Source organism: Enterococcus sp. S53 (assembly GCF_016516865.1).
GTDB lineage: Bacteria > Bacillota > Bacilli > Lactobacillales > Enterococcaceae > Enterococcus_D > Enterococcus_D innesii.
The window spans coordinates 143,676-166,379 of the sequence record NZ_JACVUH010000005.1; the positions used below are offsets into that span (position 1 = coordinate 143,676).

The 22,704-nt window shown below is 45.4% G+C and carries 20 protein-coding genes; 7 read left to right on the plus strand and 13 right to left on the minus strand.

What is annotated here, in order from left to right; all coding sequences use genetic code 11:
• The first annotated feature begins 25 nt into the window (after positions 1–25).
• The 4 genes from acnA (at position 26) to IAE45_RS08845 (ending at position 5,569) form a co-directional block, all read left to right on the plus strand.
• The gene (gene acnA, locus IAE45_RS08830) at positions 26–2,722 is read left to right on the plus strand and encodes an aconitate hydratase AcnA (protein WP_200125823.1); all 2,697 of its coding nucleotides are present in this window, start codon (positions 26–28) and stop codon (positions 2,720–2,722) included.
• Complete coding sequence (gene icd / locus IAE45_RS08835; protein ID WP_200125821.1) at positions 2,715–3,965, plus strand: NADP-dependent isocitrate dehydrogenase; 1,251 nt, start codon at positions 2,715–2,717, stop codon at positions 3,963–3,965. Before acnA ends, icd begins: the two co-directional genes overlap by 8 nt.
• Positions 3,966–4,069: 104 nt before the next feature.
• Positions 4,070–4,924 (plus strand): helix-turn-helix domain-containing protein, encoded by an 855-nt coding sequence (locus IAE45_RS08840; RefSeq protein ID WP_200125819.1) that lies wholly within the window; start codon positions 4,070–4,072, stop codon positions 4,922–4,924.
• 105 nt (positions 4,925–5,029) lie between these two features.
• Positions 5,030–5,569 (plus strand): biotin transporter BioY, encoded by a 540-nt coding sequence (locus IAE45_RS08845; protein ID WP_200125817.1) that lies wholly within the window; start codon positions 5,030–5,032, stop codon positions 5,567–5,569.
• Positions 5,570–5,661: 92 nt separating this feature from the next.
• On the opposite strand, the gene IAE45_RS08850 is transcribed toward IAE45_RS08845, so the two are convergent.
• From IAE45_RS08850 to IAE45_RS08875, 6 genes are all read right to left on the minus strand, one after another.
• On the minus strand, positions 5,662–6,228 hold the full coding sequence (locus IAE45_RS08850; RefSeq protein ID WP_200125816.1) for a nucleotidyltransferase family protein: 567 nt from the start codon (positions 6,226–6,228) through the stop codon (positions 5,662–5,664).
• 30 nt (positions 6,229–6,258) lie between these two features.
• Positions 6,259–7,008, minus strand: coding sequence for a 3-oxoacyl-ACP reductase (locus IAE45_RS08855; protein WP_200125814.1), 750 nt, complete (start codon positions 7,006–7,008; stop codon positions 6,259–6,261).
• Positions 7,005–7,226 (minus strand): DUF2829 domain-containing protein, encoded by a 222-nt coding sequence (locus IAE45_RS08860; protein WP_005227147.1) that lies wholly within the window; start codon positions 7,224–7,226, stop codon positions 7,005–7,007. Before IAE45_RS08860 ends, IAE45_RS08855 begins: the two co-directional genes overlap by 4 nt.
• Positions 7,227–7,310: 84 nt before the next feature.
• Positions 7,311–8,204: a metallophosphoesterase gene (locus IAE45_RS08865; RefSeq protein WP_195265464.1), complete on the minus strand. Its 894-nt coding sequence runs from the start codon at positions 8,202–8,204 to the stop codon at positions 7,311–7,313.
• Between the two features lies 1 nt (position 8,205).
• Positions 8,206–8,583, minus strand: coding sequence for an iron-sulfur cluster biosynthesis family protein (locus IAE45_RS08870; protein ID WP_005227145.1), 378 nt, complete (start codon positions 8,581–8,583; stop codon positions 8,206–8,208).
• Between the two features lie 15 nt (positions 8,584–8,598).
• On the minus strand, positions 8,599–9,168 hold the full coding sequence (locus tag IAE45_RS08875) for a GNAT family N-acetyltransferase (RefSeq protein ID WP_200125812.1): 570 nt from the start codon (positions 9,166–9,168) through the stop codon (positions 8,599–8,601).
• Positions 9,169–9,275: 107 nt separating this feature from the next.
• Here IAE45_RS08875 and IAE45_RS08880 point away from each other — a divergent pair, with 107 nt between their 5' ends.
• Positions 9,276–9,728 (plus strand): YueI family protein, encoded by a 453-nt coding sequence (locus IAE45_RS08880; protein ID WP_142962365.1) that lies wholly within the window; start codon positions 9,276–9,278, stop codon positions 9,726–9,728.
• Between the two features lie 14 nt (positions 9,729–9,742).
• A complete protein-coding gene (locus IAE45_RS08885) occupies positions 9,743–10,162 on the plus strand; it encodes a hypothetical protein (RefSeq protein WP_005232469.1) in 420 nt (139 codons plus the stop codon).
• 71 nt (positions 10,163–10,233) lie between these two features.
• On the opposite strand, the gene gshAB is transcribed toward IAE45_RS08885, so the two are convergent.
• Positions 10,234–12,498: a bifunctional glutamate--cysteine ligase GshA/glutathione synthetase GshB gene (gshAB, locus tag IAE45_RS08890; protein WP_081118845.1), complete on the minus strand. Its 2,265-nt coding sequence runs from the start codon at positions 12,496–12,498 to the stop codon at positions 10,234–10,236.
• A gap of 246 nt (positions 12,499–12,744) precedes the next feature.
• Here gshAB and IAE45_RS08895 point away from each other — a divergent pair, with 246 nt between their 5' ends.
• Positions 12,745–13,113 carry a BlaI/MecI/CopY family transcriptional regulator gene (locus tag IAE45_RS08895; protein WP_077453891.1) on the plus strand — a complete coding sequence of 123 codons (369 nt, stop codon included), beginning with the start codon at positions 12,745–12,747 and terminating at the stop codon, positions 13,111–13,113.
• Positions 13,114–13,395: 282 nt separating this feature from the next.
• On the opposite strand, the gene ftsY is transcribed toward IAE45_RS08895, so the two are convergent.
• The 6 genes from ftsY to IAE45_RS08925 all read right to left on the minus strand — a co-directional run bounded on the left by ftsY (position 13,396) and on the right by IAE45_RS08925 (position 22,692).
• Complete coding sequence (gene ftsY, locus IAE45_RS08900) at positions 13,396–14,688, minus strand: signal recognition particle-docking protein FtsY (protein ID WP_142962363.1); 1,293 nt, start codon at positions 14,686–14,688, stop codon at positions 13,396–13,398.
• A 1-nt stretch (position 14,689) separates the two neighbouring features.
• On the minus strand, positions 14,690–15,508 hold the full coding sequence (locus IAE45_RS08905) for a Cof-type HAD-IIB family hydrolase (protein ID WP_005227138.1): 819 nt from the start codon (positions 15,506–15,508) through the stop codon (positions 14,690–14,692).
• Positions 15,509–15,520: 12 nt separating this feature from the next.
• Positions 15,521–19,099, minus strand: coding sequence for a chromosome segregation protein SMC (gene smc, locus IAE45_RS08910; protein WP_200125810.1), 3,579 nt, complete (start codon positions 19,097–19,099; stop codon positions 15,521–15,523).
• Positions 19,100–19,114: 15 nt separating this feature from the next.
• Positions 19,115–19,807, minus strand: coding sequence for a ribonuclease III (gene rnc / locus IAE45_RS08915; protein ID WP_005227136.1), 693 nt, complete (start codon positions 19,805–19,807; stop codon positions 19,115–19,117).
• Between the two features lie 214 nt (positions 19,808–20,021).
• Complete coding sequence (locus IAE45_RS08920; protein WP_200125808.1) at positions 20,022–21,806, minus strand: oligopeptide ABC transporter substrate-binding protein; 1,785 nt, start codon at positions 21,804–21,806, stop codon at positions 20,022–20,024.
• 16 nt (positions 21,807–21,822) lie between these two features.
• Positions 21,823–22,692 carry an ABC transporter permease gene (locus IAE45_RS08925; protein ID WP_153883525.1) on the minus strand — a complete coding sequence of 290 codons (870 nt, stop codon included), beginning with the start codon at positions 22,690–22,692 and terminating at the stop codon, positions 21,823–21,825.
• Positions 22,693–22,704: the final 12 nt, after the last annotated feature.

A 22,704-nucleotide genomic window follows, 5' to 3' on the forward strand; every position in this document is an offset into this window, starting at 1 on the left:
TTATCTTCGTAAAAGGAGGATTCTTATGAAGTGGCAAACTCAATTAACCGTCAATGACACCCAATACACGTATATTGACTTAGCGAAAATCACCCAAGACTTAGGGGCTGATTTATCTCGCTTGCCCTACTCCATTCGAGTTTTATTGGAAAGTGTTGCTCGTCATCAAGACGAGGAAATTACAGAGGATTATTTACCATTTTTAGCGAATTGGCAGGCAGAAAGCCCTACTGGCGTCGTGCCATTCAAACCAGAGCGGGTCGTCTTGCAAGACTTTACTGGGGTACCGGCAGTCGTTGATTTGGCTGCCATGCGGGATGCGATGGTCGCTTTAGGCGGTGCCGCAGAAGACATCAATCCTGAGATCCCCGTCACACTCGTCGTCGACCACTCTGTGCAAGTCGATCAAGCTGGTAAGCCTGGGGCGATCGCTTTTAATACGGAGCGGGAATTTGAACGCAACGCAGAACGCTATCAATTCTTGAAATGGGCGCAAGGTTCTTTCGACAATTTCGAAGTCGTTCCGCCTGAAACAGGGATCATTCATCAAGTCAACATCGAATCATTGTCTGATGTGATCTTGCAAAAAACACACGAAGATCAACGTCTGCTGTTTCCTGATACATTGCAAGGAACCGATTCTCACACCACGATGATCAATGGTCTGGGGGTTCTCGGTTGGGGGGTTGGCGGTATTGAAGCGGAAGCTGCGATTCTTGGCGAGCCTTCTTTCTTCCCTACACCTGAAGTCATTGGAGTGAAGTTTATCAACGAGATGCCTGCAGGTACCACCGCTACCGATTTAGCACTAAAAGTAACTGAAGTGCTGCGAATCGAAAAAGTGGTTGGAAAATTTGTCGAATACTTCGGTCCTGGCTATCGTCATTTAAGTTTAGCTGATCGAGCAACGCTAGCAAACATGGCTCCCGAATATGGTGCGACTTGCGGCTTTTGTCCGATCGATCAAGAGACCTTGAACTACTTAGCAACGACCGGTCGCTCCACCAAGCTGATCGAACTCGTTGCCGCTTACGCCAAAGCCAACCATTTCTTTTATGATGAAACGACCGTGCCGACCTATACTAAGACGATCACCATTGATCTAGCAGAAGTTCAGCCGGCATTAGCGGGCCCCAAACGCCCGCAAGATCGGATTTTGCTTCCGGCGGTCCATCATGATTTTGAGCAATCTGTCACGGCAGCCGTTGGTCCTAAGGGCTTTGGTCTTTCGGAGGATGAATGGCAAAAAGAAGCCACCGTTGCTTGGCCAGATGCTGCACCTGACAAATTAGCGACCGGCGATATCGTTTTGGCGGCAATCACTAGCTGTACGAATACTAGCAATCCTTTCGTCATGCTCTCTGCAGGCTTATTGGCCAAAAAGGCCGTTGAAAAAGGTCTGACTGTTCCGCGTACGGTCAAAACCTCCCTTGCACCTGGCTCCCAGATCGTGACCACCTATTTGCAAAACAGTGGTTTATTGCCGTATTTAGAGCAACTCGGCTTTTATTTAGTGGGCTACGGTTGTACTACCTGTATCGGAAATTCCGGTCCTTTAGAAGCGCCGGTCGCTGAAGCAATTGAGGCAGAAAATCTATTGGTAGCATCGGTTCTGTCAGGCAATCGGAATTTTGAAGGAAGAATCCATCCACAGATCAAAGCCAATTATTTGGCTTCACCGCCGTTAGTAGTTGCCTATGCGATTGCTGGCAGCATTCGCAAAGATCTGACAAAAGAACCATTAGCTATCGTCAATGACGAGCCGGTGTATTTGTCTGATATTTGGCCTAGCAATGAAGAAGTCAATGCTTACGTTCAAGAATACGTCGGACCAGAAGCATTTCGCGCTGCCTATGAGCATCTTTTTGATGCCAATGAACGCTGGAATGCGATCGAAACCACCACGAGCGCATGTTATGAATGGGAGGAACAATCTACTTACATTGCTCATCCGCCCTACTTTGAAACATTGACCAAAGAATTGCCTAAACCAGATGTCTTAGCCGATCTGAAAGTCTTGGCAAAATTGGGTGATTCGGTCACCACTGACCATATTTCTCCTGCTGGCAGCATCAGTATGGATTCTGCAGCTGGAAAATTTTTACAAGAAAAAGAGGTTCCGTATCGTGAATTCAACTCCTTTGGCTCGCGGCGCGGCAATCATCAGATTATGATGCGGGGAACTTTCGGCAACATCCGTCTGCAAAACCAGCTGGTTCCTGGCAGTACTGGCAGTGTCACGCATTATTTTCCAACTGGGGAAACCTTGTCGATATTTGACGCCGCTATGAATTACCAAAAAGCCGGCCAAAGCTGTATCATTTTAGCCGGTAAAGATTATGGCATGGGTTCTTCTCGCGACTGGGCCGCCAAAGGAACACAATTGTTAGGCGTTAAAGTCGTTTTAGCAGAAAGCTTCGAACGGATCCATCGCAGCAATTTGGTCATGATGGGGATCATTCCTCTTGAATATCTGGCTGGTGAAAGTGCCGCCTCGTTTGATTTGGACGGCAGCGAAGCATTCTCGATCGCTTTGCCAGAAGAGCCAGTGGTCAAGCAGCTGATCGAAGTCACTGCGCAACGGACCGACGGAAAGACTGTTTCCTTTATGACCCGCCTGCGCTTTGATGCCCCTGCAGATATTCGCTATTGGAAGCATCAAGGAATTTTGCCAATGGTCATTCGAAAAAAAGCGGAATTAGGAGGAGCTGCCCATGCCTAACCAAACAACCCATCAAGCAACGACGATCACCATTCCTTACATTGCAGGAGACGGCATCGGTGCCGAGATTTGGCAGGCTGCGCAACCTGTGATTGATGCCGCTGTAAATAAAGCCTATGAAAATCAGCGCCACATCGAATGGCTAGAAGTTTTAGCTGGAGAAGCCGCCTTTGAACAGACAGGGGAATGGCTGCCGCAAGCAACCATCGATACGATCAAGGCCCAGCAATACGCCTTAAAAGGACCGTTGACTACCCCAATTGGCGAGGGCTTTCGCTCCTTGAATGTCACCTTGCGGCAAACGCTAGATCTTTATGCCTGTGTCAGACCTGTTCGCTATTTTACAGGAGTCCCTTCGCCTTTAAAACAGCCAGAAAAAACCGATATGGTGATCTTTCGAGAAAATACTGAAGATGTTTATGCTGGCATCGAATTTGCCAAAGACGACGACGCAACACAGCGTTTGATCCAGACACTGCAAGCAGACTTTGCCGTCAAGGCGATTCGTTTTCCTAAAACTGCCGCTATTGGCATCAAGCCGATCTCTTTAGAAGGCAGTCAGCGCTTGATCGCTGCTGCCATTGAGTATGCGATCACTCAAAAGCGTCCCACGGTGACACTAGTGCATAAAGGCAATATCATGAAATTTACAGAAGGCGGCTTTAAAAACTGGGGCTATCAGCTTGCAGAGACCACGTATGCCGCCCAGTGTTTTACAATAAATCAATACAACAAAATCAAAGCAGAAAACGGCTCAAAGGCAGCCGAAGCCGCCCTTGCTTCGGCAAAAGCGGCTGGGAAAATCGTTGTTAACGACGTGATCGCCGACAACTTTTTACAACAGATCCTTTTGTATCCAGAAAAATTCGACGTCATTGCCACTTGTAATTTGAACGGCGACTACATTTCTGATGCACTGGCTGCACAAGTCGGCGGCATCGGGATCGCCCCCGGCGCCAATATCAACTACGCTACTGGGGCAGCCATCTTTGAAGCTACCCACGGAACGGCACCGGATATCGCAGGACTTGGCAAAGCCAATCCTTGTTCCCTGTTGCTATCGGCGTGCATGCTATTAGAACATTTGAACTGGCCGGAAGCTGCTGCGATACTGACGCAAGCCATTGAACAAGCCTTGCAAAGTCAGCACGTCACTGCCGACTTCGCACAGTTGATGCCCGAAGCAGTCTGTTTAACGACACAAGCGTTTGGTGAACACCTCCTTCAGCTCATCCATTCGTAAACTCAAGCTGTGATTGAGTCGGCATTCGCCTGCTCAATCACAGCTTGATTGCGTTTCCACCTTCTGAGAAACTATACTTAGAGCATGAAAGGGGGAATTCATTTATGAGTGAATTCAACATGAGAAAAATTGGTCAGCAGATCGCTACCAAACGCAAAGAAAAAAATCTGACCCAAAGCAACTTGGCAGACCAGTTACTCGTCAGCTATCAGGCGGTCAGTAATTGGGAGCGGGGCAACTCACTGCCGGACATTGAAAAATTGCCGCAGCTAGCAGCGATTTTAGACCTATCCATCGATGAGCTGTTAGGGAAGCCAGCAGCTGCGGTTCAACATTATCAAGCAGGAACCGCACAGCCAGAAGAAATCGCCGAACTAGCTCCGCTGATCAAACCGCAAGAATTGTCGGCATTGATTCAAGAAGAGCCGTTTCAAGAAACTTCTTTAGACCTAGACTTATTGCCTAGACTAGCACCTCATTTGACCAGCGCCGACTTACAACACCTGTTAAATGGCGCCGAGAATATCCCAGAAGAGGTACTGGAAGAACTCCTGCCGTTTTTGAAAAAGCCCCAAGTAGAAGAGCTCCTGAAAGGCAACCACTATTCCATGGCTTTTTGGGAAGAGGCGGCGCCCTTTTTAACCCCCAACTTTTTGGCGGGAGAAGTCAAAGGTTGGCTTGAAACCCCTGACTTTCACTTTTCTGAGATTGAAGAACTGCTGCCCTTTTTACCTGCACCGTATCTGGATGAGCTCCTGCTGACCGCCCTAGAACAGCCAAACGTTGTCGCTTCAGAGCGCTTATCTTATGATAAAATCGAAGAACTGCTGCCTTTTCTGACAGAAGCAACGATCTGCCGGCTTGTTCAAGCACTGCCCTTCTCAACAGATGAGTTGGAAGAAATCGCCCCTTTCCTCTCCTCAAAGAACTTACTTGTCCTATTAAAAAAAGGACACTAAAAAAACAAGATTCTTCTTTACTTTTGGTAAACCACCGTTTATAATTTCGTTAACCAAATAAAATGATTTCAGGTTAACGAAATTATTATGAGAGAGAAGGATTCGATGAAATTATCATTACGTGAACAAATCCATGCCGCATTATTTGCGATCATTATTGCTGGTCTTTCCCAATTGACGATTCCGTTAGGTTTGATCCCATTGACAGGACAAACCTTTGCGATCGGCCTGGCGGTGACTTTCCTTGGCACGCGAACAGGAACGATGGCGATCATCATCTACTTGCTGTTAGGATTGATCGGTTTGCCCGTTTTCGCTGGTTTTTCCAGCGGTATCGGTGTTTTATTAGGACCAACTGGCGGCTATTTAGTCGGCTTCCTCTTTAACGGATTGCTTACTGGATTGGTCGTAGAAAAAACGGCGTTTCGCTACACAGGAGCAGTGATCGGCAATATTGTCGGTGCGCTGGCAACTTTGTTGTTTGGTACATTATGGCTGAAATGGAGCACGGACATGGCGTGGCCGGCTGCTTTTAACGGTGGTTTTGTTTTGTTTATTATCCCCGGGATCATCAAAGCCGTTGCCGCAGCTTATCTAGGTATCTTTTTAAGAAACCGCTTGGCGCAACGATTGGCTTTGCGTTAATAAAAAAACACTCGCGTCATATGCAGCGATTCCCATCAGTTAGCTTTTTCGTCTAACTTTTGGAAATCGCCGCATCACGCGAGTGTTCTTTTTTAGTTGTCGATCTCTTCAATCGACAACTGCGGCAAAATTTTCTGCCACTGCTTGATCGCTTGGCGTTGTCGGTAAACCGCAAGGTACTGTTCATTTTGGGCGAAATGCGGTGTTGGCCGCACCCGAATACTGCAAACATCCTGCCAACCAAAAGGCGCCATCAATTCAAGCTTGCCTTGATTCATTCGTGCCGCCACCGCTGTACAACGCTCTGGAAATTTCGTTAAAGCATCGAAGGTACTTGTATAAGGCGGCTCCTCGGCAAAATTGTGCTGGTGCATCACCGCTTGATTTCGAACCTCCCAAGGAAATTCAGGAAACGAACGACGCAGTTGCGCTTCGATCGCTGCTGTTTCTTCTACGCTTACAGTCGGATCATAAAACACGACATCAATATCCGTTAGCGGCACCTCCGCTATTTTTCCGCTGAGAAAACCCCATAAATAATTCCGCAGGTACCCGGCACAGAGCCAGCAATCCGGCAGCTGCAACGCTTCAATGATCGTAAGCAGTTGTCGACATTCACGATTTTTTGCAAACAAGTTCTGGATTGCTTGTTCCTTCATTGGCGTCCTCCTCTAATGGGCTCAGGCTAATTATTTCAAGGTCCAACCACCGTCGATGGGCACGATCGCCCCCTGCAAGTAACTAGCTTGCGGACTGGCAAGAAAAAGGGTCAGTGCTGCAACTTCTTCTGGTTGCGCCCAACGCTTGACTGGCGTCTCTTCTGCCACCCATTGCGCCATTTTCCCGTCACCGGCAAAATCAGCCGCATTCATCGGCGTTTGAATCGCACCTGGCGCGATGCCCTTCACCGAGATCCCTTGATCTGCAACATCCAATGCCAACTGTTTGGTAAACCCGACGATCGCGTGTTTTGCGGTTGTATAAGCGATCCCGCCCCCACCTGCGACCATTCCAGCGATCGATGCCATATTGATGATCGTTCCGCCGCCATTGGCTTGCATCAGCGGCAAAATTTCTTTCGTTAAATAAAACATGCTGGAGACATTGGTTTGAAATATCTCCTCCCACTCCATTGAGGTCGTCTCAGCGATCGTATGATAGTCGTCAAGCTTTCCTGCTGTATTTAACAAGACCGTGATACCGCCAAAGTGCGTCACACAAGCTTGGACCGCTGCAAAACAATTTTCTTTCACCGCTAAGTCACAACACGTGCCGAAAAAGCGGGGTTGGGCTAAAAGCGTATCAGGAAACGATTGGCAGTCAACCCCAAATACTTGGGCGCCTTCTGCAAGAAACGCCTCTGCTTGCGCTTTGCCGATGCCTGAAGCAGCACCTGTGACAAACACAATCGTTTTGTCATCGATCCACGCTGCCGTCATTCCACGATTTTCCAATCTTCCGCAAGAATGTCGCAAACAGTCGGTGCGAAACTCGAGAATCCCTCATCCGCTGTTTTGATCAAAAAGTAAGGGGTGACTGGTGCATTGTCGTAGACTTCACCTTCAACGAATGTCACATAAAGTTCAAAGCCGCCCCAACCTTCGCGAATGATTTTTTTGCCGGCTTTTAATTCTGGTAAGATTTCTTCAAATGTCATGATTTTTCTCCTTTGTGTGTTTCTTTTTTGTTTTAAATTGCGTAGGAATTCAATTACGAAACCAAGCAGGACTCGGTTGCTGCGCTAATACGGCAGCAGCGTGATCGCTTGCGCCAATTCCTCTACAAGATGCGCCGTTTTATAGTCCTCAAATGCCTCATGATGGTTTCGCAGCAGCGTCCGAACTTTCGTTGGCGAATATGCTTCTGCTAAGTGGTTTTCCAAAACGAAGCGTCGGGTCAACTGCCATTCATAATAGTAGCCGAAGGGACGGCAATAGTAGCTGGTTCCCGCAAGCTCTTTTTTCTCAAAGCGTCGATGGGTATGCCCAAAGACAACTGCCCGCACATTGGCGTACTGATCGATCACTGCGCCAAAATCAGGCGACCCCAAAAACGCATTTAGGTGGTTCCAGCGGGCGTACTTGCCGGTCTGCCGCACAATAAACGCTTCTTGAGGCACAAAATGGGTAGAAAGAAGAATTTCTTGGTCTTGCGGCAAATGGGCCAATGTTTCCGCTAAACGCTCATTGATGGCTTGGCTGATCTCCTTATCCGATCCCTTTCGTTGAATCATGCGGTCATACCAAAACAGATTTTTCAGCCGCAAGATCTCAGCTTCACTGGTCAAATCAGAATATTGGTAGTCATACCAGCCATTGATTCCCAACAGCAGTGTTTTTTCTGATAAGCGATACGTCTGAAAATTAAGAAAGGCGGGATCATCGAAAGCCTCGATCTCTTGTTCCGTCAAGTCCACCATTTCATGATTGCCCCAGTGAAAGGTTGTTGGCACCTGTCGACTTTGAAAAAATGCGACCACGTCTAATAGCCGTTGCTTTTTATTCGCCACATCTCCTGCCAGATGCAGATGGGTCACCTGATTTTGCTGCAAATAATCAGCGATCAGCTGCAGATGGGGGTCGAATAATTGGTTGATATCGACGTGCAAGTCGCTAATAACAGCCAGCGTGCCCATATCAGCGGCCCGCCGTCTGCTTTTCGATCCGTAACAATTGGACATCATTAGCTAAGATCCCGCTATTTCCCACCAATTGCAACCGTTGATAGGTCGGCTCCACCTGCATCCGAGTCTGTTCTTCTAAATACACCTGAGCCCCTTGCTTCAACCAAATCGTGCCTAAGGGTGTCGTTAAAGGGGTGTCGTAGATCGCCAATCCTTCTTCTGGATAGCTTTGCGGCACGATGATCAGGCGAAAATGGATGTCCAAACGGCAGGTGATCTCCGTTGCGGGAAACGGACCGACGCCGTCTTCAAAATCCAAATAGAGACGATCGTCTGGCTGCACATAAGGGGTTATTTTTTCAATTGCTGCTGGCTCAATGTTCAGTTCCAAGACGAGAGCCCTCCTTTACATAATACGTTTTTTCCATTCCTCAAGGGTGATGCCGCGCGTGACTTCATCGATGATTTCTTCACCCGATTTGCGGGCAGCTGGGATCGTTGCTTCCAATTTCATCCCAATTTTCTCCATGACCCGTCCAGACTTGGGATTTCGGGCATCATGTCGAGCAAAAATTCGAATCAATTCGAGTGTTTCAAAACCAAAATGCAGCAGTGCCATTGCCGCTTCTGGCATGATCCCTTGTCCCCAATAATCGCGACTTAATGTATAACCGAGCTCAGCGATCTCTTTTTCTGATTCTACTCGCAAATCGATGGTCCCGATCATTTTGCCTGAGTCTTTTTCTTCGATCGCATATTTTCCTAAGGGTGCAGCAACAAAATACTCGGCGATGCGCAGTTTTGTTTCGTCAACCGACCCATGTCTAGCAAAGACGAAGGTCGTCGTTTCTTCATCATTTGCATAGGCAAACATGTCCGCTGCATCCGCCAAGGAAACGGGGCGCAAGAGCAGCCTCGGTGTCTCCAACTGCTGATTTTCTGCTAATAATAGCAAATGTCGTTCTTTTGTTGTCATAGGATCCCTACTTTCTATCAAAACTCTCTCACGATCGCACCCCACTTTTGCTATTTGCTGGATATGCTATAATAAGCATAAGTAAACGCTTTGAGGAGGATACTTCAATGTCAGACGAATTAGAAAAACGCCTTGATACAGGAATGTATGGGACGCCTCGCGTCAACCCAGATGAACAGCGCAAGTATTTAGGCACGTTTCGTGAACGGTGTTATCTTAGTATGACAGTAACAGAAATGAAGAAGAAGGACAACCAGAAAACGCTCTTGAACGCCTTACCAGATTATCAAGGAGCGCTCGTGCTGCTCAACGGAAAATTGCCAGAATCGATCCAGACCGATTACATCACTTTACTGACCAAACAACAGATGGAATTTCGGATCGTCTCCGATGCCCAAGATGCCGGTCCAGACAGTATCGGCTTGCTGATTGCCGGGAAAGAAGCCGTCAATCAAGACGTCATCGATATCGAACAAAAATACCCTGCAACTACTACGCAATCGGATAAAGAGCACGAACAACCAGAGAAAACGTCATTTTGGAAACGTCTTTTCCATTAAAAGGAGGAACTATCATGGAACAATCAACACCGCCCTACCTTTCATTAAAGAAAGAACTGCTTGATGCTTTGGATTTGCATATCGATTTGTTGAAAACGGCCCCTACGATCGAATCGAGCCATCTGGATGGCGTATTGTTCATGATGCGCAGCTTAGGTTTTATGCTGGATCGCGCTCCGAAAGTACTCCTACTGGAGGATCAGAATGAAATGAACTTTATGATGTTTCAATATTATAGCCTCCTGTCGGAACTGAAGTACAATCTCGTTTTAAACTTTCCCTATGCCTCAATTCAAGGCGTACCGTTATTGACCTTGATCCAACGTTTTCCTACCACGTATGAAAAAGAAATGAAACAATGGTGGGAAGCCCGAACAGGTCTCAAGGTGGAAGAAACAAAACAAACGATTGAGATCGCTGCTTTTGAATCCTAATAAAAAAGACTGCACACTTTCGAAGGGAATCACCTTCCAAAGTGTGCAGTTCTTTGCTCTCTAAGTTTCCATCAGCTTTCGAAGACTTCAGGGAACAACAGGCGTAAAACAGACATAGTTAAGCGTCGGCCTTTCCCGCTGTATGGATAAACGTGCATATGCATCGCCGGGTTGAAATTGGCTTCAATGATCCCATAAGCCCCCGGTTCATTGGCTGGCTTGGTTTTATCTGGAATAATCAGATCGATTCCACTGATAGATGCTTGTAATGCGGCTACCGCATCGACTGCTACTTGTTTGTAGTCATCGTTGAAGTCATCCGTTACATCGATAGAATCACCGCCAGTACTGATATTCGAGTTTTCTCGCAAATAAACGATCTGCCCCTCTTCTGGCACTGAATCAACTTGATACCCTTGCTCTTTTAACATCAGTTGTTCCAGTTCCCCTAATTGAATCAACTCTAATGGGGTCCGATGATGGGTGCCGCGCAATGGATCGAGATTTTTCTCTGCGACGAGTTCCGTGATCGTGCGCTTGCCGTCACCCACGACATTGGCTGGGATACGTAATAAAATCGCATCAACTCGCCCATCGATCACGAAGAACCGATATTCCGTCCCTGATAAAAAGGTCTCAACGAGGATCGAATCATCTTCCGCAAAGGCAATGGCGACCGCCGCTTGATAATCCGCTAAAGAGGCGCCTTCTTTGAAAATCGAGATACCGATCCCATAATTGGTGGTTTTCGGTTTTACCACAAACCCGCTGTGGGCGATCTGCGGATAAAACGCGATCGCTTCTTCTGCCGAAGCGAATTCAGCACCACCTGGTACATGAAAGCCATTTTCGGCTAAGATTTTTTTGGTGACCGTTTTATTCGCCATGATCAATGGGACGATGTACTGATCCTTACTGGTCATATTGGCATTTTTAACATATTCAACGTGGTCTTTCACGGCTAATTTCAAGAACTGATCCGTTTCATCCAGTACCGTCACTTCGATACCTTTTTGGATCGCATCGAACAAGAGAATCTGGGTCGACAATTCCATTGCTCGAAAACCAGCCAATTGATACGGTTTTTCCCAAGCAGCATGATGATACTTTTGTCCCAGCAATGTTGCTGTCTGCGCTTGGCTGGTTGCTTGACTCGCTGAGAAAAGACGTCCAGCGAAGGTTCTTTCTGGTTCAGCCAGCATCTCAGAAAGCTGATCCAAAAATGGCGGATGCGGCAGCTCAAGGGCTTGGGCAAAGTCCATCATTTCAGCAATCAGTGCTTGCGCTTCTTGCTGATACGTTAATGGTGCTAAGGGATGCTCTAATGCCACCTGATCATTTTTCTGATTGCCTTCTTCGATCCACGCATCGGCATCGTTGCCTTCTTCTTTTGTACTTAAAAACAATAAGAAGAAATGTAAGAACGCGACTTGCTCTTTGGAAATGCCATAGCGGGCAAAGGGATCGATATCGATATTTCTTAACTCAATATAACGGATACCAGCTGAGGCTAGATCTGCGACCCGTTTTCCCCCACGTAAACGCACTGGCGCATAAAATTCTTTTTCTTCTGAAAGCTTTCCTGTCTCCACTAATTTGGCAATATCTGCAAGATAGGTCTCTAACGAAGCATAAGATACCTTGACGTCTTCGTGATTCGTGTAGCCATAACGGCTATTGCGAATACTGCGGACTGGTTCTTGCGGTCCGTTTTCTGTCGTAAAATAATTGGCTTCTGAAGCAGGGGTCGCCCCAAAGAAATACGTCAAAAACCAGCGATAATGCAAATAATTGCGAGTTACTTTCAAATAAAGCGCCGTTTTAAAGGCTTGATAGCTTTCATTCGTTTCAGATAAAGCATACAGTTGCTGCAAAAAGTCTTCCGCAAATTCAAAATTGAAATGTATCCCACTGACCATTTGCTTACGGCGACCATACGTTTTGGCCAAATAGCGGCGGTAGAGCACATCTTCAAATTGGTCTAATTTTGCAATGACGATGTCTTCTTCTTTTTCTGGTAAAGCTGGTGGCATGCTCAAAGGCCAGAGCATTTCTTCTGCTGCCATTGAACGATATGCCACATCGTGGATGGCCCCTAAGAAACGGAACAATTCATCCACTGAATCCGCGACCGGCGTGATCAGTTCCAGTTGATTTTCCGCAAAATCCGTTTGGATATAGGGATGGAAGCGACGATTACCTAGCTTTTCAGGATGATTCGTTCCAGCAAAGGTTCCGTCTAATCGTACCCGCTGTGCTTCTCGCTCAATCCCGTAACGCCCTTTCAATAAATAGGGAAAAAGCTCTTTATGTGATAATAATGTTTTTATTTTCATGCGAATGCCCTCTATGTTCTTCTACTAGATTTTTTCTTATAATCTGTTTATTTCCATCCATTATAGTGAAAAATGGCGAAAAAAGCAGGAATTTGCTCTTCACTTGTAGTATCTCTGAATAAAATTACCAAGAATTTATAAAATACTTGAATAAATTTGATATTTACCTTCAAAATAAAGTATACTGCTTATAGAACAGTAAAATATTATGTCCATATTACTCTTTTTTGAAAGGAAGAATAGTGAATGAAGCCACTTAATCTTACCAAACGTGAACGTCAAATCATGAATATCTTTTGGAATTCAGACAAACCTCTTTCTGCAAATGACATTGCTGTCCAACAGCAAGATCTAAGCAAGAATACCATTCAAGCAGTCGTACGTAAACTAAAAAACCACGACTTATTGAAAGTAGCAGATATCGGCTACAGCGGTACTGTTTTGACTCGGTTGTATTCTCCGAATGTGACCCAAGAAGACTTCTTAGCAGCAGAGTTGTCTGATCAATCGTTATTGAATTTGATTACGAATTTTATCGAAACCAATAAAGATATCGATACGTTGAACAACTTAGAAAAAATGATCATCGAGCGCCAAGGGGAGCTAAAAAAATAATTTTTTGTAGCTGAGCTTTTCATTTTATTCTATCTGATACTTCCCAGACTTTAGAAGAACGAAAAATGTTAGCCACTCAAAAAAAATCGTTTTATACTTTAAGGCAAATTCGTACATCGCTGTATCCGTATTTGTCCTAGCTAAACATTGTAACCTTTCCGCCCCAGATTGATCGGCAATAGCTGAACGGCAAATCGTTTGCTATTGCCTTCATTTGAAATAAAAGCAACAATAAAGGAGAGCCATGTGCAGGTATTTTACCTGACACAGGGCTCTTCTTTTTTATTCCTTGATCAAGCCTTTGAATAAGCCGACAACAAATTCATTTGGATCAAATGGCTCTAAATCATTGATGCCTTCTCCGAGTCCCACTAATTTGACGGGCAGCCGTAGCTCGTTACGGATCGCCAAGACGATCCCCCCTTTGGCTGTTCCATCAAGTTTCGTTAAGACGAGACCAGAAACATCCGTCGTTTCTTTAAATTGTTTTGCTTGATTCATGGCGTTTTGACCCGTTGTTGCATCCAACACAAGCAGGACTTCATGAGGGGCCGTTGGGTCCACTCGCTGAATGATCCGTTTAATTTTTTCTAATTCGTTCATCAAATTGACTTTGTTTTGCAAACGACCAGCTGTATCTACTAATAAAACGTCCGCATTTTCTCGTTTTGCGCGCTCCATCGCATCAAACACGACCGCTGCTGGATCGCCTCCGGCATTGCCACGAACGACTTCAACACCAGCCCGTTCACCCCAGACCACTAATTGATCGATGGCACCGGCACGGAAAGTATCCGCTGCAGCCAATAAGACTTTCTTGCCTTCGGCTTTGAATTGGTGGGCTAATTTCCCGATACTGGTGGTTTTTCCAACACCATTCACGCCAACAAATAAAATGACAGTCAACCCCGGTTGCATATTCAATTCGTTGACTTCACCGACACCCGCTTCCCCATATAGGTCAACTAATTTCTCGATGATGACATTTTGGACATCCGCTGTTTTCTTTACATTACGTAGTTTGACTTCTTGTCTCAATGCATCCGCGATCTTCATCGCCGCATCAAAGCCAACATCTGCACCAATCAACGTTTCTTCCACTTCTTCGAAGAAGTCTTCGTCCACCGTACGGAAATTGGCGAACAACTCGTTCATCCGTTGCCCAAAGGTTTTTCGTGATTTCGTCAATCCTTTGGTGTATTTGTCCTGCACACTTTCCGTCTCTGGCGCTGGTTGAAGGATTGGTTCAGAAGCTGGTGCATCCTCTGATGGTGTGTTCTCGGTCACTTCTACTGGAACACTTGGTGCTTCTTCTCCTTTATTCGCTACCGTTGCTTCTTGCTGTGGGGACGCTTCGGCAGTTTCTTGCTCTGCCTTCAAATCACTGGCGTCGGCGGCATCTGTAGGTGCCACTGCTTCTGAAGCTTCTCGTTCAGCAGGTGTTTGTGCTGGCTGGCTTTCTTCTGAAGGCTGATTCTCTGGTGAATCAGCATCAACGACTGGTTTGTCGGCTTCTTGCTCTACTTCTTTGGTTTCTCCAATCAGCGCTTTTTTGATTTTGTCAAAAAATCCCATCTTACGCACCTCCCTTTAAGACATATTCTTCAATCACTGCTGCCACACCGTCTTCTTGGTTTGAAACGGTGACAACGTCAGCCGCTTCTTTAATGATTGGCACGGCATTGGCCATCGCTACGCCAATCCCTGCATAGCGAATCATTGGCAAGTCATTTTCTTCATCACCGATCGCCATCACTTCTTCTTGCTTGATCCCTAAATCTTGCGCCAATAGGCTGATGCCATAGGCTTTGGTGATTCCTTTAGGCATAAATTCTAACAGGTTATTCCGGCTTTTGATGATTTCATATTTCTCGCGGATCTCTGAGGAAATCTCAGGGATCTTAGGATCCAAGACTTCCTGATGGTAGGCGATCACCGCTTTATTATAGAGCATCGATTCATCCAGATCAGCTACGGCAAAAGGACGACAATCCAACAAAGGGTTCAACGAGCCATAAATCGATGGATGCGCTGCTGAAGTCGGTAAACTCAAGACGATCTCTTCTGATACCACGTCTAGAGGCAAATTCAAGTCTTCCGCCACTGAAACCAATTCATGGATATCTGCCAGCTGCATCGCTGCTTTTTCAATGATCTCGCCAGTCTCATTTTTTTGAACCAAACCGCCGTTAAAGGTGATGCTATAGTCGCCGGGTTCTTTCAGCGATAATTCTTCTAAATAGGGACGGATCGCCCGCAATGGACGTCCAGTACAAATGACAATTTTTACGCCTTGTGCTTTGGCACGAGCAAGTACCTCTTTGTTGCGAGGAGTCACTTCTTTTTTGTCATTCAATAACGTTCCGTCTAAATCGATCGCAATCAGTTTAATCATATCATTCCTCCTCTATGCTTGATCTGCTGCAAAACTACCGCCTTCACGCACTTCTTCTAAGCGTACGGACACGGTCTTCGACACTCCAGATTCTTGCATGGTCACACCATACAACACATCTGCTGCCTCCATCGTTCCTTTGCGGTGAGTTACGACGATAAACTGCGTATCATTTTGGAAAGCACTCAAGTAATGACCGAAACGAGAGACATTGGCTTCATCCAATGCTGCTTCCACTTCGTCAAGCACACAAAACGGTACTGGACGAACTTGAATAATGGAAAACAATAACGCAATCGCAGTCAGCGCCCGCTCGCCCCCTGATAGCAAGCTGAGGTTTTGCAATTTCTTGCCCGGCGGTTGGGCTTCGATCTCGATCCCAGTGTTCAATAAATCTTTCGGATCTGTTAAGACTAATTCCGCATGACCGCCGCCAAACATATTAGGAAATACTTGTTTGAATTGCAGACGGATCGCATCGAAGACTTCGCCAAAACGGGTTTTGACTTCTTCATCCATTTCAGACATCGTATCAAACAGCTGTGCTTTAGCCGACAGCAGATCATCTCGCTGACTCGTTAAGAACAAATGCCGTTGATTGACTTGTTCATATTGTTCGATCGCATTTAAATTGACTGGACCAATTTGCTCGATCGCATGTTTTAGTTCCTGAATGTCGACTTTGGCTTGTTCTGCATCCTCGATTTCAGGGAAATCTTGTGCTGCCTTTTCAAAGGTGAGATTGTATTCTTCTTGTAAATACAACAAACGATTATCCATCACCAATTCTGCGCGATTTTTTTCGATCTCAACTTCGGTTTTTTCTGACAGCTTTTCTTTTTGCGTTAAGTTTTCAGCACTCAGGGCTTCGTCTAATGCGCCGATTTCTTGTTGAACGACTTGACGTTGTTCCCGAATCACCGTCAATTCCGCTGTTACCTGCTGCTTGGTGGTTGTGAAGGCCTCAATTCGCTGAAGAATGCTTTCTTCTGAAAACTCATGATCGCTGACGTTGCTTGTCAAGGCAGCTAACTGCCGTTCTAAGGAGTGTTGACGCGCTTCGTTTTCTTCCAATGCTTGATTCGTAGCGGCAATTTTTTGCTGCAAATGCGCCACTTGTTCTTTTTGAACGGCGAAAGCTGCCTGCAAGCGCGCACTTTCTTGTGCTAAGGTTTGGCGTTTTTCCTCGATCAAGTCTTCTTCGGCATTCATTTGATGAATATCTTGATCGATTTTCGCCAATTGCGCCGCAATATTCTTTTGCTGTTCTTCCAAACTCGTCTTCTTCTCATCGTACTCTTCAAAGAAGGCTTGCACTTCGCGATGTTCAAAATCAAACACTTGCTGCTCTTGCTTCAAGCGGCTCAGGTCATTCTCAAGATTTTGTAAGCGGCTTTGCAGCTCATGCTCCGTCATGCGAGCCTGTTCGCCTTGGGTCCGCAATTCTTCTAGTGCTGCTTGTGCTTCTTTGGTCGCTGCTTCAAAATGCTGGACTTGCTTTTCCGTTTTTAAAAGCCGCTCATCCAGTTGCACCGCTTGTGCCGTCAATTGTTGCAGCTCATTGCTTTGGCTAAACAAACTACCGGCATTTTTCTTCGTTGCGCCACCCGTCATGGAACCACCAGCATTCATGACATCCCCTTCTAAAGAAACGACCCGATAGCTATAGTTCATTGCTCGTGCTAACGCATTAGCACTTTGCAAGTCTTCGGCAATCAAGATACTGCCTAACAAGTTATCCGTAATGGTTTGGACGTGTTCCGGCGACTGGACCAATTCGCTGGCAACGCCGATAAAGCCAGACACTTGCTTGGCTTGATTGCGGGCATAATCTGGCAAATGTCGGGCTTTGATAGTCGTCAACGGCAAGAAAGTCGCACGACCGCCGCGATTTTCTTTCAAATACGTGATGGCTGCCCGTGCATCCCGTTCATTTTCAACGACAACATGCTGTGCAGCGGCGCCTAATGCGGTCTCGATCGCCACGGTATAGTCTTGTGGCACATCGATCAACTCCGCTACTGCGCCAACGATGCCGCTGATTTGCTGTTTGTTTTTCAAAATCAAGCGAACGCCTTGATAAAAGCCGCTATAATTTTCTTGAATGTCTTGCAGACTGCGCTGTTTCGCTCGTACCTGCTGCACTTGACTCATTAACTGATACATTTTCTTTTGTTCTTCATCAAAGCGTTTTTTGTTGGTCTGAGCTTTTTCTTGAAGATGGATGTATTGCTTGCGTTGTTCTTCTAAAATCGCCTTAGCCTGCGTCAGTTGTTCTTCCACGATTTGCGCTTCCGTCGTCTTTTCTTTCAACGACGTATTCATTTGCGTCTGCTTGCTTAACGCTGTTTGATTTTTCGCGGCTTCTTGTTGGTATTGACGCTCCAAGTATTTCAATTCGTTTCCGATCGTTGCCTGCTCCTGCATGGCTTCGACATATTGGCTACGCAACTCTTCAATGATTTCTTTTGCTGAACGTTGGTACTTTTCCTGCTCTTGCTGACACGCCAGCATCGCTGCTTCAACTTCCTGCACACTACGATTCTTTTGTGAAAGCAAGCCGATCAGTTCTGCTTTTTCTTCATTTAAAAGTGTGACCCGTTCCGTGACTTCCTCTAAGGTTTCTTGGTATTCCGCAGAACTTTTTTGCGTATGTTTTGATCGCTCATCCAAGACTTCTTTTTGTCCTTCAGCTTGCTTCAGTCCTTCAGTGACCTCTAAAAGCTGCTGATTCAAACGCTCCAACGTTTCATCAAAGGCGGTCCGTTGTTGCCGCAAAGAATGTAGCGACAGTTCCCCTTGGTTGATCTTTTCGGAAATCTGCGCCAGTTCTTGGTTAAAGGTACTCAGTTGAGCTTTGGCTGTCTCCCACGCTTCTTTTGCTTTCGTGATCTCTAAGACTGCATAGGCCACATCAACCGTCGTCAATTTTTCTTTTAACGCTAAAAAACGGTTGGCTGCTTCACTTTGGGCTGCCAAAGGCACCAACTGATCTTCTAGTTCATAAATGATATCTTGTAGACGGCTTAAATTGTCTTCCGTTTCAAACAACTTTTGCTCAGCTTTCTTTTTCCGCTGTTTGTATTTCAATACCCCCGCCGCTTCTTCAAAAATCCCACGACGATCTTCTGGTTTGCTGCTGAAAATTGCTTCTACCTTGCCTTGGGAAATGATCGAAAATGATTCTTTCCCCAACCCAGAGTCCATAAATAACTCTTGGATATCCTTTAAGCGGCAAGCTTGTTTATTTAAGAAAAAGTCGCTTTCGCCGGTTCTTCTCAAGCGGCGAGTCACGCTGATCTCACTGTAATCCATCGGTAAATAATGATCGCTATTGTCTAAAACGATCGTCACTTCCGCTATATTTAGCGCTCTGCGGGTGTCAGAACCTGCAAAAATAACATCAGGCATTTTGCCACCACGTAGATTTTTGGCAGATTGTTCTCCTAAAACCCAACGAATCGCTTCGGTAATATTGCTCTTGCCGCTGCCATTTGGTCCGACGACTGCAGTCACACGATGTTCGAAATCAATGACTGTGCGGTCGGCAAAGGATTTAAAGCCGGCAATCTCTATTCGTTTTAAATACACTCCGCCAGTCCTCTCTTACTGTTCAAGATCTGCCAAGGCATTCGCCGCGGCGTCCTGTTCTGATAATTTCTTCGATTTTCCTTGTCCTTTTCCGATCAAGGTATCATCGCAATAGACTTCCGTCCAAAAAATCCGTTCATGGGCGGGGCCTGCTTCTTTGATCAAACGATAATTGATGGAAACATCGCCGCCACGCTGCAAGACTTCTTGCAAGCGGGTCTTGTGATCCATCTCATGGGAAAAAGCACCTGCTTTTACTTTTGGAAAAACAACTTTCGTCAAAAAGCCGCTGACACTTTCCAGTCCTTGATCCAAGTATAACGCACCTAAAAAGGCTTCAAATAGATCACAAAGCAAAGAAGGTCGTTTACGACCGCCAGAGTTTTCTTCCCCTTTGCCTAGACGAATGTATTCATCGAATCGGCAATCTTTGGCAAACATGGATAAACTGTCTTCGCGAACGATTGCCGCCCGTAGCTTCGTCAGCTTACCTTCGGGCAGATCTGGCAATTCACGATACAAATACCGTGAAACGATCAACTCTAAGACAGCATCGCCCAAAAACTCTAAACGTTCGTTATCTGACAAGTGCAAGTTGCGGTGCTCATTCACATAAGATGAATGCGTAAACGCTTGTTCAAGCAGATCTACATCATGGAACACAATATCAAACTTTTCTTTTAGTTCTTTCGTTAATTGTGTATTCATTTGTCACATTCCTTCATTAGTTTATCGACACTTCCCTATTATACTGGTTTTTGCCGAATTATGAAATGTTTCCTCCAAATTCTTGGAAAGACTGTAATAAAAATTTATCTACTTAATCTTCTCCTGTATAAAAAAGCCTGTTTTCCTCAGATACCCGCAAAAAAAACAGAAAAAAAAGACGTCCCAGAAAGGACGTCTTTTCACCGATCATTGATTAACGAGATTCAGCTGTAACTGAAACTGTTGCCCATCTGTTGTGGTCAATGTCATAAGCCCATGAGAAGTCTTTGACACGGTTTGAAACAGGCATTACTTGGTTTCTGTAAAGAGTAGGAATAACAAACGCTTCGTCTGCTGCATACTCTTGCCAAGCATCAAATGCTTCTTTACGTTTTGCATCATCAAATGAATCTTTTGAGTCGATTGCATCTAGAAGTTTTGTATTTTCTTCAGATTCAAAACGAGTGTAGTTGAATGCTGCATTCGGCCCGTAAAGTCCACTTGGAGAAGGATCTGAACCAGTTCCCCATGCTGCTTGGAAGACATCGATCTCAGGATCATCATTTTTCAACTTGTCATAGAATGCTTGGAAGTCGATCAAACGACCTGTAGTGTATTGTACATCAAGGCCGATTTCATTCCATTGTTGGATATAGTAATCAGACAATGGTTGTGCTGTTTCGCCACCTGACATTGAAGCAAAGTTGATGGTCAATTTCTCACCATTTTTGTCTTCACGCATGCCATCGCCATCGACATCTTTGTAGCCAGCATCATCAAGTAATTGATTTGCTTTGTCGATGTTCAATGTGTAGCCTTCTACTTCCGTATTGTGCAATGTACCGAATACTGGTGGAATCAACGTCGTAGCATTTGAACGCAAGCCATTGTAGAAACGACTTCCGACTGCATCGTTATCGATTGCGTAGCCCATTGCTTGACGCAATGCTTTATCCGCCATTTTAGACTCAGGATTGTAGTTGACTTTTCCTTCTTCTTCATTCCAAGTACCTAATTTAAAGCCTAGGTAAGTGTATGCTTGTTCAGGACGACCTAAGATTTGGTAACCATCTACATCTTTGTAAGTTGGGTACGTATCTGTCGGCATTGAATAAACAACGTCATATTGTTTTGCATTCAATCCTTCTACGATTGATGCTGAAGGAACAGCTTTAAATGATAATTTATCCATTTTAGGTGCGCCGCCGTAGTAGTACTCATTCGGTACGTATTCAACAGACTCTCCCGCAACGATATTTGACATCACATAAGGACCAAAGACGATTGGATTTTTACGAACTGGATCGCTTGATTCCATATCTTTGACTTCGATACCTTCAAAGGCATGTTTTGGTAAAGCAGATTCATACACTCCACCACCAGCTTGCAACATACCTGGGTGAACTTCTTTGTATTGGATTTTAACGACTTTGTCACTTTCTTTGGTGATACCAGAAATTGTATCAGCTTTGCCATCATGGTAATCTTCCATACCAACGATATTGGTAAAGTTGTTGTCATAGCGGATACCTGTATAATCTTTATGACCGATTACTTCATAAGAGAAGATCACGTCATCAGCGGTAACATCTTCGCCATCTGACCATTTCAAGTTATCACGTAATGTGATCGTTGCTGTGTTGTTGTCTTCATCTAACTCAAGATTTGCTGCACCACCGTCAACGATTTTGAAGTCAGAATCGTATAAGAACAAAGTTTCATTACTTGGTTCCATGAAATAACTGTCATAACTGTCTTGATAAAACTCCGGTACGAATAACCCTTGGAACTGCGTATCCATCACTACTGCAACATCCAACGTACCACCTTCGATTGCATCCTCGTCATTCTTGACTTCGATTGGCATTGTGCTGATATCTTCTGTTTCTGTCGCTGCATTGCCGCCACCAGAAGAATCGGTTCCGCCGCCGTTGCTGCCACACGCTGCCAATGCTAACACTGACAAAAGAGTGACCATACCAAAAATATTTTTCTTCATCCTGTATCCTCCTTGTTTATCCTAGTCGTTGGCGCGCATCCGCTGAACGCTTAAATGCTTGACCAACGTAATTGATACTCAACATCAAGACTAAAATTAGAATTGATGCGGGTAACCAGATCCACTGTCTGTTGACCAGCACATCACCGCTGCTGGCATACCCGATCAGTGTCCCCAAACTTGGAACATTGGTCGGCAGACCAAAACCTAAGAATGTTAGTGTCGTTTCAATACCGATATTCGCTGCAAAGTTCATTGTTAAGTTGGTGATGATCAATGAGCTAAGGTTCGGCATGATTTCGCGGAACATGATGACAAAGTCATTGGTTCCGAGAGTTTTCGATGCACTAACATAGTCGCGACGGCCTTCTGAAAGGGTCTTACTTCGGAAGAGCCTTGCTTTTCCGACCCAGTAAAAGGCACTCATGACCCATATAAAGGTCCAAACGTTATAACGAGGTACGATCGATACGATAACGATAATGATCAGCATGATCGGTAAAATCATAACGAAGTCAACGATACGCATCAAAATATTATCAATGATGCCGCCGTAGTAACCTGAGATGATCCCTAGTCCGACCCCAACGATCGACGTAATGATCGTGATTGAAAAACCAATCAAGATTGAGTTACGCGCACCGATGATCAATTGTCCCCAAACATCACGGCCACCTTCATCCGCCCCTAAAAGGTAGGTGCCGCCGTTTGGCGAAATCGCGCCAGGTACAGCGTATTTATCAAGGATGCTGACACGCATCACTTGTGATTGATCGATAACTGCCGAGCCGATAAACACGAATAATAAAACTGCGACTAACAAAACTAATGAAAAGATCGCCATTTTATCTTTTAAGAATTCGCGAAAAATCATTTTCAATCCCATAGGCGGGATGCT